Source organism: Acinetobacter baretiae, assembly GCF_015627105.1.
GTDB classification, from domain to species: domain Bacteria; phylum Pseudomonadota; class Gammaproteobacteria; order Pseudomonadales; family Moraxellaceae; genus Acinetobacter; species Acinetobacter baretiae.
The window spans coordinates 79,932-97,445 of the sequence record NZ_VTDM01000007.1 but is presented as its reverse complement, the minus strand read 5'-3'; the positions used below and the strand labels follow the sequence as shown (position 1 = coordinate 97,445).

Sequence of the window (17,514 nt, the reverse complement as noted above, 5' to 3'; positions counted from 1 at the left end):
ATTCCATCTGTGTGATACAAATTAGGCGTGACATAATAAAAACCTTATCAACGAAATACAATAGATGAAAGATGGCAAAATAACTTTATTTTCGTATTTTGCCACCTAGCTCACACAATTAATTTAGTTATGCTGGGCTTTCATTTGACGAAATACTGCTTTTGCTGCTTCTATGGTAAGTTCAATGTCTTCATCTGTATGAGCGGCAGAAATAAATCCTGCTTCAAACGCAGATGGCGCAAGATTAACCCCATGCTCTAACATGCCATGAAAAAACGATTTAAAGGCTTCAACATCACACTTCAAAATATCATCAAAACTTTCAATAGATGTTTGTGTGGTAAAGTACAAACCAAACATCGCCCCTGCTTGTTCTGTATGTAATGCAACACCTTCTTCATTTGCGACCGTTTTTAGTCCAGAGAGTAATGTTGCCAATTTTTCAGATAAGTTTTCATAAAAATTTGGGGCACGTAAATGCTTAAACATGCAAATACCCGCACGCATCGCTAATGGATTACCCGACAATGTTCCTGCTTGGTACACACCTCCAAGTGGTGCAATACACGACATGATCTCACGTTTTCCACCAAAAGCACCTACAGGTAAGCCTGCACCAATAATTTTACCTAGTGTGGTCAAATCAGGGGTGACATTATAATGAGCCTGTGCGCCACCGAGTGCGACACGAAACCCTGTCATAACTTCATCAATAATAAATACAGATTGATATTGATCGCATACTTCACGAATACGTTCTAAGAATCCTGCAATCGGTTTAACCAAATTCATATTACCCGCCACAGGCTCAACAATGACACCTGCAATCTCATGTCCATATTTTTCAAAACATGCATCTAATGCGGCAATGTCATTATATGGAATGGTTAAAGTATGCTTTGCAAAGTCTGCAGGCACACCTTTAGAGGTGGGCTCACCCAAAGTTAAAAGCCCAGATCCAGCCTTCACTAATAATGAATCTGAATGACCGTGGTAACAGCCTTCAAATTTTAGAATTTTGTCGCGCCCGGTATAACCACGTGCCAAGCGAATTGCAGACATGGTTGCTTCAGTCCCTGAATTTGTCATACGTACCATTTCTATTGAAGGTACAATTTCACAAATTAAATCTGCAAGAGTCGTTTCATGCACTGTTGGAGCACCAAAACTCAAGCCATCTTGAGCCGCTTCTTGTACCGACTTCACAATATCTGGATGAGCATGTCCTAAGATCATTGGCCCCCATGAGCCAATATAGTCAATGTATCGTTGGCCATCTACATCCCACAAATAAGCCCCTTGAGCTCTTTCAATAAAAACGGGGGTACCACCTACGCCATTAAACGCTCTCACTGGAGAGTTAACACCACCTGGTATATGTTTACTTGCTTGTTCAAAAAGCTGTACTTGTTTTGCTGAAAGTGCCATTTATAATCCTACTTTATTTGTTGTGTTTTGAATTAAACAGATTTGCCCATGCATTTACTCGAGTTGCAATATCACAAACATCTTGTGCCAAAATATCACTAACCACAGCGCACAAATCAGCGCCTGCATGAATCACATTTTGACTATTTTCTACCGTTAAACCACCAATGGCACATATAGGTAAAGTAAAACGCTGACGGGCTTGTTTTAAAATATCAACCCCTATGCAACCTGCAGATGGCTTAGTCAGTGTTGAATAAATTGCCCCAAATGCCACATAAGTTGCTCCATCATGAACTGCTTTTTCAGCAAATTCTAATGAGTTTGAGCATGTTTTACCAATAATCACACCCGCTGGCAATTGTGCTTTTGCATCTATAATTTCACCATCTGTTTGGCCAAGATGAACGCCTAAACCAAATTCGGCAGCTAGAGCAATATTGTCATTAATAATAAAAGGGACTCGATAGCGATCACATAGTTTTTGAATTTCAGCCACTTCTATCGGTTGCATAGCGAAAGGGGTTTTTTTTCTGCGGTATTGTAAAATTTGAATATGGCCTGTTGCCAACGCAGTATCTAACTTAAGGAGTAATTGCTCAATGGGATCATCATTGGTAATGAGATATAACCCTCTCATGCCAGCCTCAATATTTAATGAATAAATTCTGAATTTTACGCTGTTCATCGCGAAATGAATAGTCATTTAACACGATTGCCACCATGGGTTTATTTCATGAATTTAAACGAAAAGACAAATAAAAATGGCCTATATACTAATACAGGCCATTTTATGAAAAGCGGTGGATATTTTAGAAACGATATCCAAACCCTAAATATGTCACGATTGGGTCTACTTCTATACGTGTCGAACCATGTACAACCGTTGCTTGGGTAGCTAGATTTTTAATATCTAAGCTTGCACGGGTATTTAAATGAACATAACTCACTGAAGCTGTTAAAAAGAAATCTTTGGTAAGGCTATAGTCTAGACCCATAAATGCAACAGGTGCAACGGCATCTTTTACTTTCACATTTGTAATAGACATGCCTTTTTTAGTGACATCACTGGTGACTGCACCATCAAGTTGAAAGTCTGAAAAGTGTGCATACATAATTCCCACACCCATATATGGGCGTAGTTTATGATTGACAGTATCAAAATGATATTTCCCAACCAATACAGGATTGTATCCTTTAATTGTGCCTACTTTACTAAAATTATCTAAGTTTAAATTACCTGCAAGTAGCTTCCCTTCACCTTTAATGTCAAATTTTGGCGGTACACCAAACACCACACCAAGGCTAACATTGTCGTTAACTAAATAATCAATTTTAAATTCTGCTGTATTTGTTCTTTCGAGGTCAAACCCAGATTGGCGGTTAAAGTTATTAAGTGCTGCAATTTTTGAATCTGACTGCACGCCCTGTGGTTTACCTTGTGGCATGATGTGTGCCCAACCTGCAGAAACAGCAATGGTTTTACCATCTGTGGTTTCTGCATGTGCCATAGTACACAACGTGGTTAAAGCAACAACAGGAACTAAAGTTTGAACAAATTTTTTCATTTGCATACCCAAAAGAGATAAGAAGGCGAAATCAGCCATAAAATTTGCATGAATTATTAGAATATTTACTTTAATTTTCAATATCTATTTTCTACTTTTTTCATACAAAAAACATCAATTCAACAAAATAACACGCATTATTAGTGTTTTAGCTCTAAAAAATATTTAAAAAAAATTGAATCAATAGATCAAAAAATATACTCAATAATCATTTAGGTATCACTTTATCATTCAACTGCTTTCAATTAAGCATAAAATAACCGTTGATCACATACGATTTTATTGAGTATCCGACATGAGTGAAATAGAGTTAAAACTACAAATACCAGCACAGAAAAAAAATCAAATCATTAAAGCGCTTCATACACTAGAGGCTGAAAACATTGCACTGCATGCGCAATATTTTGATACCCCTGAGTTTGAACTTGCACAGAATCATACAGCCATTCGCCTTAGAAAAGAGGGCGCTGAATGGGTACAAACACTAAAAGGTGCAAGTGCTGATGCCATGCAACGCTATGAGTTAGAGTTTCATCGTGGTGCCTCTGAGTCAGCTCCTCTGCTGTGCCTTGACCCATATAAAGAGGATAAACAGGCATACGCATTACTGAGTGGCTGTATTGACCATCCAGATCAATTGATCATGCAATTTGAAACTGTGGTGAAACGTACATTTAAAGTGGTTCCCTATCACAGCTCTGACATTGAAATATGTCTCGATTTAGGATATGTAGGAAAAAAGGGGCAACAAGAAAATATCTGTGAAATCGAATTTGAATTAAAATCAGGATGTATTACAGATTTAATTGAGTTCACACAACAGTGGGTGAAAAAATATAGTATTTGGCTTGATGTACGCAGTAAGGCCGAGCGAGGTCATCTTATTGCTCGAGAGAAAAAAGTAAGCCCTGCACCATATATTTGCCATTTAAAAATCAAAAAAAAGCAGATGAATCGAGCCATACTAGAAAAACTTATTGCTCAGTATACTCAACCCTTACTTCCTTGTACTGCTGCAATAGCGGATCAAGTGGCCGAGCTTGCACATTATCAATGTGCAGAAACTGCTCTTAGTCATCTGATACAAGTCATTACAGTTGCCGAAATACACACGCAAAAGTCATCTGGGCTGAACATCGCACGGCTTAAAACCATAAAACAACAGCTTTCCGACTACATTTCATTATTTGAGCTAGATCAAAATATTCAACCCCATGTCAATGATACTTTTAAAGGATTAACACAGCCACTTTTACGAATGGAAGCTCAATTAGCACATACAATGATGTCTGTAGAAACAACAACCTTATTACTCCAGTTACTCGATTCAAGCCACGTTGGCATCAAAAACTTTAATATCAATGGTGGCGACTTTTTACAACAACTTGAATATCAATATGCTACGCTTTTAACCACATCTAAAAATCAAACGATCAATTACAGCGATATTTCACGACATGATTTAAAGATCTATCAACACTACTTGGCCATTAAAAAAGATAAGGTCAATACAGCATTGGTTGCAGATATCGAACAATACAAAACACAACAGTTGCTAAAGCTACTTTCTTCGGTAAAAATGCTCAAAACAGATCAAAACTTTCTCATGGGTTGGCTGTCTAAACAATTGGTTGTACAACAAGAATATTTTTTAAAACGCCTTAAAAAAATCTAACGACAAACATCAATCATGCCATGTTGTTGCCAAAACAATATGGCATGATTTTCACTATCTATATTTACCAAAAACCTTCCATACTCCATTGTCTGCTAAAGGGTCTGAGTAACTGTCACTGCGCTGTTTTCTTGGCTTGTCTCTTGCATCAATCAATTTAAAATGAGGCTCTACCCCAAGAACAATCCCATTTACATAAAAACGAGTGCGTGTGTATTCACTTTGTCCATGCTGAAAAATATAACTCCTCAAATCAACAAACTCACGATGTGCAACCAATGCAGCAGTATCGTCATGATCTATCCATGCTTTCATCGCCTGAAGCTCTACATCATCAAACTGTCCACACTTATCGACGAGTGTGAGCGTATGACGAAAGGTCTTAGACTCTTTTGCACGTGTTTTATTAATGCGTATTCGATCTACTGAAAAGAAAAATAATGGTAAATTCAGATGGCTTGGTAAATGTATTGCATCTAAAACCTCATCTTGTAAAAATGGCTGACAAACATGCTGTGCTTGTTCAACAATAGCTCGCCATTGTTGATAATATGCGTGGACTTCTGTTTGTGGCGCATAATAAATAGGCAACCCCTCCACCGCTGTCAGTTGTGTTGGTGGCCAACTTTGTTGTCTGAGTAATTGAATGTTTTGTTTAAGATGTTGTATTTCAATCGCATCAGCAGTCATGGTTATTTACCTTTTTTACTTAGGCTAAGTAAATCAAATTATATCCATATGTCAATGATTTTACATAACCCAAGTCTCGTTTAATTTTTTATCTTAAAATCAACTGCTTAAGTATTTTTACGCTATAATCTATTTTTAGCGTGTTAATTTTCTATCATTTACACTGATCTTGTTAAACTAAACTACCCTGTTTATCACACAAAATAATAAAAAACCTTATAACTGAGGCAAAACGTAGAAAACAGCAACTTAATTTTAAGTCTTCAGAATCCATAAAAATCGTTTATATACTCGTCATTATTGATCATTGTCTAAAATTTCTAATTTAATCGACTTAGTACTTTGATCATTACAAGTAATATACAATCGATCACCATAATGTTCAGCAACAAATATTTTTTCGATCTCTATTTCAGCCTTAATCAGTTTTTCTTCAAGTTGCTCTTTTGTTAAATCATAATCTTTAATAACACTTTCTAAAATCGATCCACTATGAATAAAAATTTCAGAAGGTGGTGTGGCTGTATCTTTAATTGCAGCAATTAAGCCATCGGTTTGAATTTCTGCATAATACACATCTTTAAAGGAATGAAAACCCATACAATGTAGTTGTGAAAGAACACGAAAAATATCTATTTTTCTTTTTTTACGCTCTATTTCACTCAACAAAAAGCGGCCATTTTTAATAATAACGATCGGCTCACCTACAGCAATTCGTCTAAACGGAATAAATCGTCTTGACAAATAGTTTAAAAACCACATAAAAGATACGCTAAGCAGTAGCAATAATGTAAATTGAACCAGTGGCAAACTCATGTTATAAATTGAGCCACCAACAACAGCACCAAAAACAAAATTACCAATAAAATCAATTGCATTGAACTGCGTAATTTGCGTTTTACCAATAAAACTCATATATGAAATGAGTATAGAAAAAGAAATTACCAACTTCACTAAAACAAGTAAATATAGATCATTTATCATACTAACCCTATTTTTAGATTTAATTTTTTTACATATTAACAAGTCCGTGTCTTTTATGTTGTTGCTGTCTTGTTTTTGCGTGTTGCCAAATATACCATCCGTAGCCTGCCATCAGCACAAAAGCACCGTATAATCCTGCTGTCAGCAATAAATCTTTATAAATAAACATAGCAACGTAAATTAAATCAACAACGATCCACAGCGGCCATGTTGCAATATATTTTTTACTGGTCCAATACGTTGCTAATAGGCTAAAAGAAGCCAATTGTGCATCTAAAATAGGTAAAGCTGCGTTTGTAAATTGATGTAAAGTCCAACCAAATACAATACCGAAAATAGCCGCATACACCATGTGTAATAAAAGTGGTTTTGGCGCCAAATCATGAACAATAATATCGTGGTCTACTTTTTTTGTTTTAAACCAAACCATTAAGCCATATACGCTCATCAATACGAAAATCACTTGCAACATAACTTCGCCATATAGACGATATTGAAAAAACAAATCACCATACAACACACTTGCAGCAATATTAAAATACCAACACCATGTATGACGAAGTATGGTTAATGACACAGCGATTAAACTGACGATCACTGCAAAAATTTCTAAATAAGACATATAAAACTACCTGCTTTAGTCAGTTTATTCTCTTTTCATCAGCTGAGCTGCAAGAAGATTGCTACACTTTACGGCAAAATCATCGACGTAATGACTATAAACTCGAGCTATTCCAAGTAAGACCAACAAACACACTACACTTGAAACAATGACAGACACACCATAAGAAAACCCTTGGTGAATTAAAAGATTAAATAAAGGAATGCAGACCAAATAAATGAAGATCATGTGTAGTAAATAAATTGAAAACGACAGCTTACCTAATCCAACTAAAAGGGGTCTGTCTAATGTTTTGCCAATTTGAGTCGTTAGCAATACACTGTAAACAATTAAAATACCCGCAATAAAATTGCCATATTCATAAGTGCGCCAACCTAAAAGATGATAAAGCCAGTGATAGGCATGACTACTGTTGTGAACACCTGCCAAATATAAGCCAAGAATCAACATACCCACCCCCACAAGTGTTGGAAGTTGACGGGCATATAAATAAATATAACTTCCAATCACGAAACTGAGCATACCTAAAAAGAAATTTTCATCTGCAACAAACCAAAATGGTAGTAACAACACCACAGATGCAGGTAAAAAAATGATTTTTTGATAATGATAAATCAGTAATAACGAAAATAAGAATAATGAACCTAAAAATTCAATTTGCATGGTCCAAAGAACCCAATTTGTTGCACTTTGGGCAAACAAAAAGGCTCCGATACTGCCTTCATAAACAGCTTGAGTAAAACGGACATCTTGTTGTGCATAGGCCTGTAACCAACCACTCACTAAATGGCTGTCTACATGCGTGAGTAAAAAAGTGAACCAAACAATAATACACGACAAAAATGCGGGAATTGCCAATCTAGGATAGCGCTTTATTGCCATTTCTAAGATTTTTTTCGGGCGATTTGGGTTCTTGAGTGCAACATAACTCAAAATATATCCACTCAGTACAAAGAACACAAATACCGCAGCAGTACCCGAATACAAAAACGCAAATGGCGAATGGTGCAAGGTATAATTCCATGAACCATGTAAGCGATCTTTTGGTGCAAAGTGGTGTAAGTAAGGGTAAAAGCTTAAACTCAGGTGTGAAAACACCACAGCAACACAAGCAAGGCCACGAATACTTTCTGCAGCATTAAGTTTTGCCATAACAAGATATCATCAGATCAAAAGCGCTTGCAAGCATGTTTCTGAGTCTGTGTGCTTGCAAGCAAAACCACAATTCAGCGCAATGATAATCTACAAATTAATCGACATGAATAATTTGACCTTGTTCGTTGTGATGTACCGTTGTAATTTTTTGACTACGTGCAGAAATGAGCTCTTTTTCAGATAAAGAAAAATGACGGGCATAGTCTGTGGTTGTCTTACGCTTTAGCTGTTTCACTGTATGTGATGGAATCAGCTTACACCATAAACACAATACAGCAGCACACAGTAGCAATAAAATCATGTCGACTTGTAAGCCAAACCAAAATGCATTCCAAAATTTGTGCACACCATATGGCTTACTGTATAAAACCACAGTCATCAGCAATAACATTGGACGCCAAAGTAATAACCATGCCCCCCAAAGTAAAGCTGTTGTTGTTGTTGATGCATAGCGTCTGTGCCAAGGCAATTGTTGACGTAAGTCAATAATTAATGATTGTGTACTCATACGAAAAACCTTTAATCCTGTGATTTTGAACGAACGCCACGGTCTGGACTGACCCACCGTGCTCGTTTACCACCTCGTCTTGCCAGTACTTTTGGAAAAGCAATAATACTTGCAGTGACGGTAATGAGCCAGAATATGAAAGGATACCAAATCATCCAGTAGTAGTTCTTAAATAGCCCTGGCTCGTAACGGCTATCCATCCACTTACTAATGACAAATTGGAATAGGCATGTTGCACCAATCAAAATACCAATTCCATCGGGGAAAAAAGGAGACCCCATTGCTGGTAACACCTGATTTGGCACAAATAGATTAAATAGCCAAATCATAGCCATAATAAGCAGTAAATATGACCAAATGAGTGTCAAACACAGTTCAATCATCAAAGGCCATAAAAAATTTAAGCTCGGTCTAAATAATACGTCAAAGTTTTTGATTAAGACCTGTGCACCACCCATGGCCCAGCGTAAACGTTGCTTACATAACCCTTTAAGGGTCTCAGGCATTAATATCCACACAAGCGCATTCGGTTCAAACTGTACGTCCCATCCTGCCCTTTGCAATTTCCACGTAATGTCTATGTCTTCAGTGAGCATATCTGGTGACCAATAACCAACTTCATGTACCGCACTTTTACGAAATGCTGTAATCACACCAGAAACAGTAAATAAACGACCAAATACACGTTGTGCTCGTTTAATCATACCAACAATTGATGAAAACTCACCGACTTGTATTCGACCTAACAGTGTAGATCGCGTACGGATTCTTGGATTTCCTGTTACCGCTGCTACAGTTGGGTCTGCCAAAAAGTGTCGAACCATCCACGTTGCAGCATGTGGGTCTAGTAATGCATCTCCATCTATACCTAGTAAAAACTCTGCATCTGTGAGTAAACTACCTGCTTGCAGTGCCATCGCTTTACCTTGGTTTTGCGCAAGATGTACCACTCTAAGTTTATCGTACTTTAATGCAAGTGCATCTAAGACTTCCGCAGTATTGTCTGAACTACCGTCATTAATCGCAATCACTTCAAAGTCAGGATACTGTAAACCTAAAGCATGACTAATGGTTTCTTCGGCATTGTCACTTTCATTAAAACAAGGAACCAATACTGCAACTTTAGGGTATTCGGTCAGTGGTTTGGGTTGTGTATATGGAGGATCTTTTCGCTCTTTCAAGTAAAAGATAAGTGCACCAATCATCCATAAATAAGACATAAATAATGGATAATAAAAAACAAACTGCAACGCAGACTGCCAAAAATGCTGTAATGCTGACATAGTGTCTACGCCTCCTAAGGCTCACGGCTCACTTTGGTATCAAATGCCTTACGCATTAAAGTGGTATCTGGAAGACCTTTAATCGGATCATCTGGATAGTATGCCACATGCATGACACCTTGTTTGTACAAAGACTTTATCGTGTTTGCTAATTCTTGTGATGGAATCGGTTTATTATTTTTTCTCCAATCTACAGCTTGTAATTCAATCACCGTTTTATTTAAGCCATTTGGATACTGTTTTACACGATTAATAATATCTGCATAAAATTTGTCTTTATCTTTGACTTGTTCCATGTATGGCATTGCCATAATGGCAGTAAAATCGTATCGATTTAAAGATTGTTCTAATGACTGTGAATACCATGTTTCTGCATTTGGATTTAATACAACTTGCGCATACATATTGCGTGCAGTATGCAACGCAGGTTGATACTGTCTTGCCTCTGCTGCAAGCTGTAATGCAAAGTTATCTATGTATTTGGTTTTAAACGATGTCCATTTTTGTAAGCTTTGCTCATTATTTCTTACAGCATCTAGGTCTGTTGACAGTCCTGCTTTTGCATAGGCTTGCAATGCTTGAGGACTGGCATCTTCATAATCAGATAACGTGGCATCATCATGAAATAAAATGCCATCAAATGTCGCTGACTTCCCTAAATCTTGATAAATACCTTCAATGACTTTTCGCGCTGGTGCAGAAAAAGGGCTTAAACGAATGTAACCCATATTTAAGTGATCACTTTTCTTTGGTTGCTGTGTGACCACTAAATCTTTAGATACGGGATTACTTTTTGGTAACTCCCATGCCAACAAAGGCATCCATGCATAGACCCGCTGTACTTGTGTACGTGATGCAATTTGCCATGCAACACGGTTAAATAAATCTTGGCGTACAGGAATATAACGATTAGGGAAATACACCATATCTGCTGAGCCATTGGCATCTGGATCAGAAAATGCCTGTAAATAAACAGTATTGACATGCATTTTTTGAATACGGTCTAGTAAGTTACCTAAATTGCGCTCTTCTTGCGCTTCATCTTTATCGTAAATATAGTCAAGATCTACATGCATTATTTTTTGTGGATATGCATTATCACCTACATTTTTTTCTCTATTTTCAATTTCTTGCCCTAAGTCATCTAGGTTCATATCATGCTCAACCAAAATACGATTTAGCGCACCTAAAGACTTTTTCAGATAGGCAGGGCCGTCATCTAAGGTGATTGTAATTGGCATGCCTAAATGTTTTGCAATACGTACCGTTTCTAAATTATAGCGTCCATACGGCCACACCATAACACGTGGTGCAGGAATCCCATTGGCCTTAATCATGTCGCTATTTTTCTTTAAGTCATCATAGATCCGCTTATTATACGCCCCATCGCCTTCGTATTTTTTGGTTTGTGGGTTATATATTCGCGTGGTTGCCGCAGGTTCCGAGTTACCTTGAGGGTTCCCTACTACACCATGATGTAAATCAAAGCTATGACTTGCAATTTCAACATAGCCACTATCACTCATTTCTTTAATTTGTGACCACGTTAAAATTTTATTACGTGCAATTTTATCATCACCAAATTGCACTTGTTTTGTGCTTGGTGTATTAACCCATGACCCAACAATGGCCAAAACAATTGGAATCTTATTTTCTTTAACAAAAGGGTAAATATTACTATAGAACGATTCATAACCGTCATCTACCGTAAGTAGCACAGGTTTTTCTGGCAGTTTTTCTTTACCGTCATGCGCCTTTAAAAGCTGTGAGACTGACACAAAGTGGAAGCCATTTTTTTGGAGCCACTTGACTTGAGATTCAAAATTTTGTGTTGTTACCGCATAAAATGGAATGAGTGCATCGTTTGCTTGGTTAGTGACTTCGTGGTATCCAATCACAGTTAAAGTTGTTGGTTTAATATGAGGTTTGCCTGCCGCATAGGTAGAAGAGGCCACACCAATACTTGTAAGACTCAGACAACTTGCAAGTACTGAACCTAAAAAACGATTAAACATATTTTTTCCGCTTATAAATTTTACATGATTGGCTGACAGCACTCACAACTGACTTATTACTGGTCAATAGTCATTAATATCTATGTGATGCTTGACTCATTTTTGATACATATATTGTCAAAAGTTAAACTGAATTTCAGCTTAAAAGAGGCCACAACCATACAAGTCATCATCCTATAGATTGTAGGTTTAAGATCGACTTTTCATCACGGCGATATTTTCGCACAGTATTCTATAATATCAAAGACAACATTTATATAAAATAAAGCAAACAATTTATCACAAATATATCACGTATTTAACCCAGCATACGACGTCACATCAATCTTTTTGAGCTTTGTACACGCGACAAGAAAGCTTTTCATGTTGTTGCAAACGAAATGCTTTTCTTTGCTCAGCCGCTTCAAAATGACAACGTTTCCACTCTGTATCTAATTTCAGCTTTGGTACAGGTTGGGGTTTGCCCTGTTCATCAACGGCAACCATTGTAAAATAACAACTATTAGTATGACGTTGTGTACGTTTACGAATATCTTGTGCTTCTACTCTTACACCAACTTCCATTGATGTTCGTCCAACATGGTTAATGGACGCAAAGAATGTCACCAATTCTCCAACATGTATAGGTTCTTTAAAGGTTACCTGATCGACAGATAAGGTTACTACATAACTTCCTGAATAACGGCTTGCACACGCATAGGCCACTTGGTCTAAAAGTTTTAAAATCGTACCACCATGCACATTACCCGAAAAGTTAGCCATATCAGGTGTCATTAATACGGTCATGGTGAGTTCAGACTGCTCATCTGAAGGTTGTACAGCGTGTTGGTCTGAAACAGACATAGTAAAAATCCAACATAAAATATGATCAACTGAGAAATTATATACGATTTTCTTGATCGAATTGAGCCCATGTTTTCGATGAAGTACAAAACAGTTCACTGCATGAAATAAAAGACTCTCAATCTTTATGGTTTTTCTCGTACCAAATGTAAGGGTAAAATTTGGCTTTTTTTAGTTGCAATGACCTGTTCAATGGCTGGCATTTGTTGTTGAGTGGCTAGAAAACCTGCTTGCAATGCAGTTTCTCGCTCTTTTACATCAAAAATATGGGCTTTTTCTCGAATATCTGGTCGAATAACAATATCTGCTGATTTGAGTTCTATTTGTGATAATCGTTGTTGCATGATATTAATATTTTGATTAAACAATCCCCACATGTTTGTAGTTTGCGTGTATTGTGGCGGTTGTAATATATCTACAGCAATAATCACATCAGCACCCAATTGTCTGGCCACATCAACAGGAACAGGACTCACTAACCCACCATCTACATATTCATGCCCTGCTATTTTTACTGGAATAAACATGCTCGGAATCGCTGTGGACGCTTGAATGGCTTGTCCTGTATTTCCATAATTGAATACTTTTTTTTGACCTGTTTTTAAATCTGTTGCAACCACAAATAAAGGGATTTTCATATCTTGCAGTAATCGATGATCAATGTTTTTGTTGATAAAATTCGCCACTTTCTCGCCATCTAAAAATCCTTTACGGGTCAAGGTAATTTCACGCACATCATTGACCTTCATACTTAAGGCAATATGCGTAATTTCGTCGGCTGTTTTACCGCTTGCATATAATGCCCCCACAAGACTACCTGCGCTAGTGCCTACAATCAGATCAGGTTTTAACCCTTGCTGTTCTAAAGCCTGTAAAACACCAATATGTGCATACCCTCGTGCTCCACCACTTCCCAAAACCAAGGCAACAATCGGCTTGTGTGTACGTTGTTTGATACGTTCAAATTGATCGAGGTCTAATTTTTCTTGTGCATTCACAGGATCTAGAGCCGTTTGTACAGCAAAGATGGGCTCTTGTGCATGAGCACAAAAGATACATAGCATAGACCATAAAATGAGGTATCGTTTTTTCATAAAAAGTAATGCAGTTTTATTTCAGTATGCTTACAGTGTACGTTTTTCCACAGGTATTTTTCTATTTTGTTTTGAAAATTATGCCCACCACACGCCTAAAAATACCACCAAAAACCTCAAAAACTGAACAAAATCAGCAAAAATGTATTTTTATGTGTATTTTTATATTCTTAATGATAAGCCCATTATATCTTATGTCGGGTATGTCACATTCTTTAGACCCATACAAACATACAGTATTAAACTCACACAATCATAAGAGAGTAAACCATGCATAAAATAATCACATTGGGCCTGTTAACTGCAATAACTGGAAGCACTTTTGCTGCCGATTTAGGCCCAAGTAGAACAAGTTTAGGTTCAATTAAGGTCGATGAAAACAAACCATTTCGCTTAGAAGGTGACGTAGGATATTTACTCAACAATACTAAATCAACAGATGGTAATACCTCTAAAAAATCAAACCTTACTGGTCGTATTTTATTTCAAAGACAATCAGGAATTTGGGGACAAGAAGTTTTAGCCACTGCTTTAAGCACCAACGATAACAACTCATCTAACAATATTGAACGTTATCTTTTATCTGGAAAAATATCCCACAGTAGTTCAAGTACAGTTTATCAATTTGGTAAACTGGCTGCTGAAAAAGATCTAAGCAGTGCATTTGATTATCAGCTTAGTGCTACAGGTGGTATGGGTATCAATATTTTAAAAGATGACAGACAGTCTTTATCTGCTGAAGCAGGTTTAGGTTATCGTTTTAGTAAAGAAAAACTTGAGCCAAAAGACACCACCAATGAATTGATTGGTACTTTAGCGGCGTTTTACGAATACAAAATTACACCTACCGTACGCTTTAACCAAGATCTCGGTTACGAATATGGTCAAGACTCTAAAACGTTCCGTTCAAGAACTGCTTTAGTGACTGACCTTACAACGCATTTTTCTGCATCGGCAAGCTATAATATTAAAGATATTCAAGCAGACCTTGCAAATAGCCGTGACTCATTACTGTCTTTAGGCGTTACGTACAAATACTAAATATGAAATAAAAAAGCGGTGTACTCTTTGACACCGCTTTTTTAATTTAAGTCGACATTCTACGCTCTATACTGTTTGCTCGCTGGCGATGAGTGGTTAAGAAATAGATATACCCTACAACCAAAAAGCCAATAAAGATTGCACCAATGGTTGGATTAAAATAAAACATCGAGATAAAACAAATAACAGCAATCACTAAAGCAATGGCAGGAATCAATGGATAACCTGGTGCCATAAACGAACGTTCTAGATGTGGCGCACTACGGCGTAATTTAAATAAACTTAACATACTCATAATATACATGAGCAGTGCTCCAAAGCATGCCATCGTTACAATTGCTGCGGTTAAACTCATGCCTTGAATCTGAATAACACTGTCACTGAAAATGGCTAAAACTCCCACCACACCACCTGCAAGAATGGCACGATGCGGGGTTTGAAAACGAGACAATTTTGCTAAGCTTGGTGGTAAAAACCCTGCACGACCCAGAGCAAATATTTGTCGTGAATAACCTAAAATAATCCCATGAAAGCTAGCCACTAGACCAAACAACCCTAACCATACCAACATATGCATCCATGCTGAATTATGACCAACAACCACTTTCATGGCTTGTGGTAAAGGATCATTAATATTAGAAAGTTTGGTCCAATCTCCCACACCACCTGCAAAAAACATGACTAAAAATGCCAATACAACCAAGGTTAAAATGCCACTAATATATGCACGTGGAATCGTTTTTTTAGGATCTTTAGCCTCCTCTGCAACCATAGCCGCCCCTTCAATGGCTAAAAAGAACCAAATCGCAAATGGAATTGCTGCAAAAATCCCTGATGTGACAGACCATTCAAAATGATTTAAACCTGCCCAACCGTTTAATGCAAAATTAGAAAAGCTAAAACCTGGTTGAACCACGCCCACAAAAACCAACAACTCAATCACAGCCAATACCGTTACCACCAATTCAAATATGGCTGCAACTTTAACCCCTATAATATTCAACCCCATAAAGACAATATAGGCAAAAACAGCCGCATATTTGGGGTTAAGATCTGGAAATTGAACATTTAAATATGCACCAATCGCCATAGCAATCGCAGGTGGAGCAAACACAAACTCAATTAACGTGGCTATTCCTGCAATAAACCCACCTGTGTCGCCAAATGCTTTGCGACTATATACAAAAGGGCCACCTGCTTGTGGCATTGCTGCTGTAAGTTCAGTAAAGCTAAAAATAAAACATGTATACATTGTTGCAACAATAAGTGTTGTGACTAAAAAACCTAATGTACCTGCCACCCCCCAACCATAGCTCCAACCGAAATATTGCCCTGAAATAACCAATCCAACAGCGATGCCCCATAATTGAAATACACCCAATGTTGATTTTAATTTTTCTGTCATTGCACGCTCCTTTTCACCAGCGAAAATATCAGATGTTTTAACATCGCATCTTTAGTCAAATGATGATGCGCTGAGCGCTTGAGAAAAACTTGACTTTAACCCGCAACATAAAGTGCGCTAGTGTCAAGTCAAGTAAATTTCATTTGGTATAGGCTTCATTCAAAGCCCATGCCATTGAGAACACCAACATGTCATACGTCGAACAAAATGAATATCTCAGCATCAACGAATTACAGCGTATTGCACACAGCGCTTGTGGCCATTATTTGCAAACAAAAAATGCAGAAATTAAATTATTGTGCCAATCTGAAAATGCCACTTTTATGGTATCCACACCTCAAGAAAAATTTGCTTTGCGTATACACCGTCCCAACTATCACAGCAAACAACAGATCTTAAGTGAATTACATTGGTTACATGCATTACAACTCGATGGCATGTCTGTGCCAGAGGCCATTTTAAGTGTAAATGATGAATATGTATTAAGCTTGCCTAGCCATGATGGCAGTGTGCGCTATGCCGTATTATTTAAATGGATTAATGGCGATATGCCTACCACACAAGTAGATCCGATTGCTTTTAAACAACTTGGTGAAATTACAGCAAAATTACATCAACACAGTAAAAAGTGGCAACGACCTGAACACTTCCAACGAATCACTTGGAACCATAACACCATGGTCAGTGCACATAGTCATTGGGGAGATTGGCGTGATGCTCCACATCTACATCTCAAAGACCATCAAATTCTTAATGAAACTATTGATCAAATTCAACAGTCTATGCAAAATCTAGGTCAAACCACCGAATACTACGGTCTTATTCATGCAGACTTACGTCTGACAAATTTACTTTTACAAAATGGTGAAATTGGTGTGATTGATTTTGATGACTGTGGTATGGGCTGGTTTATGCATGATTTAGCTGCTGCTATAAGCTTCAATGAGCATCACCAACCTGCCGAACAGTGGGTTGAACAGTGGATTAATGGTTACGAAAGAAATGCACATATTAGCAATGAAGAATATGCATTAATTCCTGCATTTATCATGCAACGACGCATACAAATGCTGGCGTGGATCGGCTCACATGCCACAACAGAAATGGCCAAAAGCTTAGGTACTGATTGGACACAGCACACCCTCAGATTATGTAAAAAATACTTAAACCATCAACTTCCTGTAGGCATTTAGAGCGATTTTT

At 37.5% G+C, this 17,514-nt stretch carries 16 protein-coding genes; 3 read left to right on the top strand and 13 right to left on the bottom strand.

The window, feature by feature from the left end; genetic code table 11:
- Positions 1-123 precede the first annotated feature (123 nt).
- The 3 genes from hemL to I2F17_RS03365 form a co-directional block, all read right to left on the bottom strand.
- Entirely contained in the window at positions 124-1,428 is a 1,305-nt protein-coding gene (gene hemL, locus I2F17_RS03375; RefSeq protein WP_211139088.1) for a glutamate-1-semialdehyde 2,1-aminomutase, read from the bottom strand.
- Between the two features lie 13 nt (positions 1,429-1,441).
- Positions 1,442-2,068, bottom strand: a complete 627-nt coding sequence (gene thiE / locus I2F17_RS03370; protein WP_196422881.1) for a thiamine phosphate synthase — start codon at positions 2,066-2,068, stop codon at positions 1,442-1,444.
- 172 nt (positions 2,069-2,240) lie between these two features.
- Entirely contained in the window at positions 2,241-2,996 is a 756-nt protein-coding gene (locus I2F17_RS03365; RefSeq protein WP_211139087.1) for an OmpW/AlkL family protein, read from the bottom strand.
- Positions 2,997-3,291: 295 nt separating this feature from the next.
- Here I2F17_RS03365 and I2F17_RS03360 point away from each other — a divergent pair, with 295 nt between their 5' ends.
- Positions 3,292-4,671 (top strand): CYTH domain-containing protein, encoded by a 1,380-nt coding sequence (locus tag I2F17_RS03360; protein ID WP_211139086.1) that lies wholly within the window; start codon positions 3,292-3,294, stop codon positions 4,669-4,671.
- Positions 4,672-4,725: 54 nt separating this feature from the next.
- On the opposite strand, the gene I2F17_RS03355 is transcribed toward I2F17_RS03360, so the two are convergent.
- From I2F17_RS03355 to I2F17_RS03315, 9 genes are all read right to left on the bottom strand, one after another.
- Positions 4,726-5,361 (bottom strand): hypothetical protein, encoded by a 636-nt coding sequence (locus I2F17_RS03355; protein WP_196422838.1) that lies wholly within the window; start codon positions 5,359-5,361, stop codon positions 4,726-4,728.
- A 297-nt stretch (positions 5,362-5,658) separates the two neighbouring features.
- On the bottom strand, positions 5,659-6,345 hold the full coding sequence (locus I2F17_RS03350; protein WP_211139085.1) for a DUF421 domain-containing protein: 687 nt from the start codon (positions 6,343-6,345) through the stop codon (positions 5,659-5,661).
- Between the two features lie 28 nt (positions 6,346-6,373).
- On the bottom strand, positions 6,374-6,967 hold the full coding sequence (gene pnuC / locus I2F17_RS03345; RefSeq protein ID WP_196422836.1) for a nicotinamide riboside transporter PnuC: 594 nt from the start codon (positions 6,965-6,967) through the stop codon (positions 6,374-6,376).
- Between the two features lie 24 nt (positions 6,968-6,991).
- Positions 6,992-8,119, bottom strand: a complete 1,128-nt coding sequence (locus I2F17_RS03340) for an acyltransferase family protein (RefSeq protein ID WP_196422835.1) — start codon at positions 8,117-8,119, stop codon at positions 6,992-6,994.
- Between the two features lie 97 nt (positions 8,120-8,216).
- Complete coding sequence (gene pgaD, locus I2F17_RS03335) at positions 8,217-8,630, bottom strand: poly-beta-1,6-N-acetyl-D-glucosamine biosynthesis protein PgaD (RefSeq protein ID WP_211139084.1); 414 nt, start codon at positions 8,628-8,630, stop codon at positions 8,217-8,219.
- A gap of 11 nt (positions 8,631-8,641) precedes the next feature.
- The gene (gene pgaC / locus I2F17_RS03330; RefSeq protein WP_196422833.1) at positions 8,642-9,913 is read right to left on the bottom strand and encodes a poly-beta-1,6-N-acetyl-D-glucosamine synthase; all 1,272 of its coding nucleotides are present in this window, start codon (positions 9,911-9,913) and stop codon (positions 8,642-8,644) included.
- A 14-nt stretch (positions 9,914-9,927) separates the two neighbouring features.
- The gene (gene pgaB, locus I2F17_RS03325) at positions 9,928-11,928 is read right to left on the bottom strand and encodes a poly-beta-1,6-N-acetyl-D-glucosamine N-deacetylase PgaB (protein WP_196422832.1); all 2,001 of its coding nucleotides are present in this window, start codon (positions 11,926-11,928) and stop codon (positions 9,928-9,930) included.
- Positions 11,929-12,249: 321 nt separating this feature from the next.
- Positions 12,250-12,771: an acyl-CoA thioesterase gene (locus I2F17_RS03320; RefSeq protein WP_211139083.1), complete on the bottom strand. Its 522-nt coding sequence runs from the start codon at positions 12,769-12,771 to the stop codon at positions 12,250-12,252.
- A gap of 125 nt (positions 12,772-12,896) precedes the next feature.
- Positions 12,897-13,865 (bottom strand): patatin-like phospholipase family protein, encoded by a 969-nt coding sequence (locus tag I2F17_RS03315; RefSeq protein ID WP_196422830.1) that lies wholly within the window; start codon positions 13,863-13,865, stop codon positions 12,897-12,899.
- A gap of 270 nt (positions 13,866-14,135) precedes the next feature.
- Between I2F17_RS03315 and I2F17_RS03310 the strand changes: the two genes are divergently transcribed.
- A complete protein-coding gene (locus tag I2F17_RS03310; protein WP_211139082.1) occupies positions 14,136-14,906 on the top strand; it encodes a DUF481 domain-containing protein in 771 nt (256 codons plus the stop codon).
- A 46-nt stretch (positions 14,907-14,952) separates the two neighbouring features.
- On the opposite strand, the gene eat is transcribed toward I2F17_RS03310, so the two are convergent.
- Positions 14,953-16,311, bottom strand: coding sequence for an ethanolamine permease (gene eat, locus I2F17_RS03305; RefSeq protein WP_196422828.1), 1,359 nt, complete (start codon positions 16,309-16,311; stop codon positions 14,953-14,955).
- A gap of 188 nt (positions 16,312-16,499) precedes the next feature.
- On the opposite strand from eat, the gene I2F17_RS03300 reads away from it, so the two are divergent.
- Positions 16,500-17,504: a phosphotransferase enzyme family protein gene (locus I2F17_RS03300; RefSeq protein WP_196422827.1), complete on the top strand. Its 1,005-nt coding sequence runs from the start codon at positions 16,500-16,502 to the stop codon at positions 17,502-17,504.
- Positions 17,505-17,514: the final 10 nt, after the last annotated feature.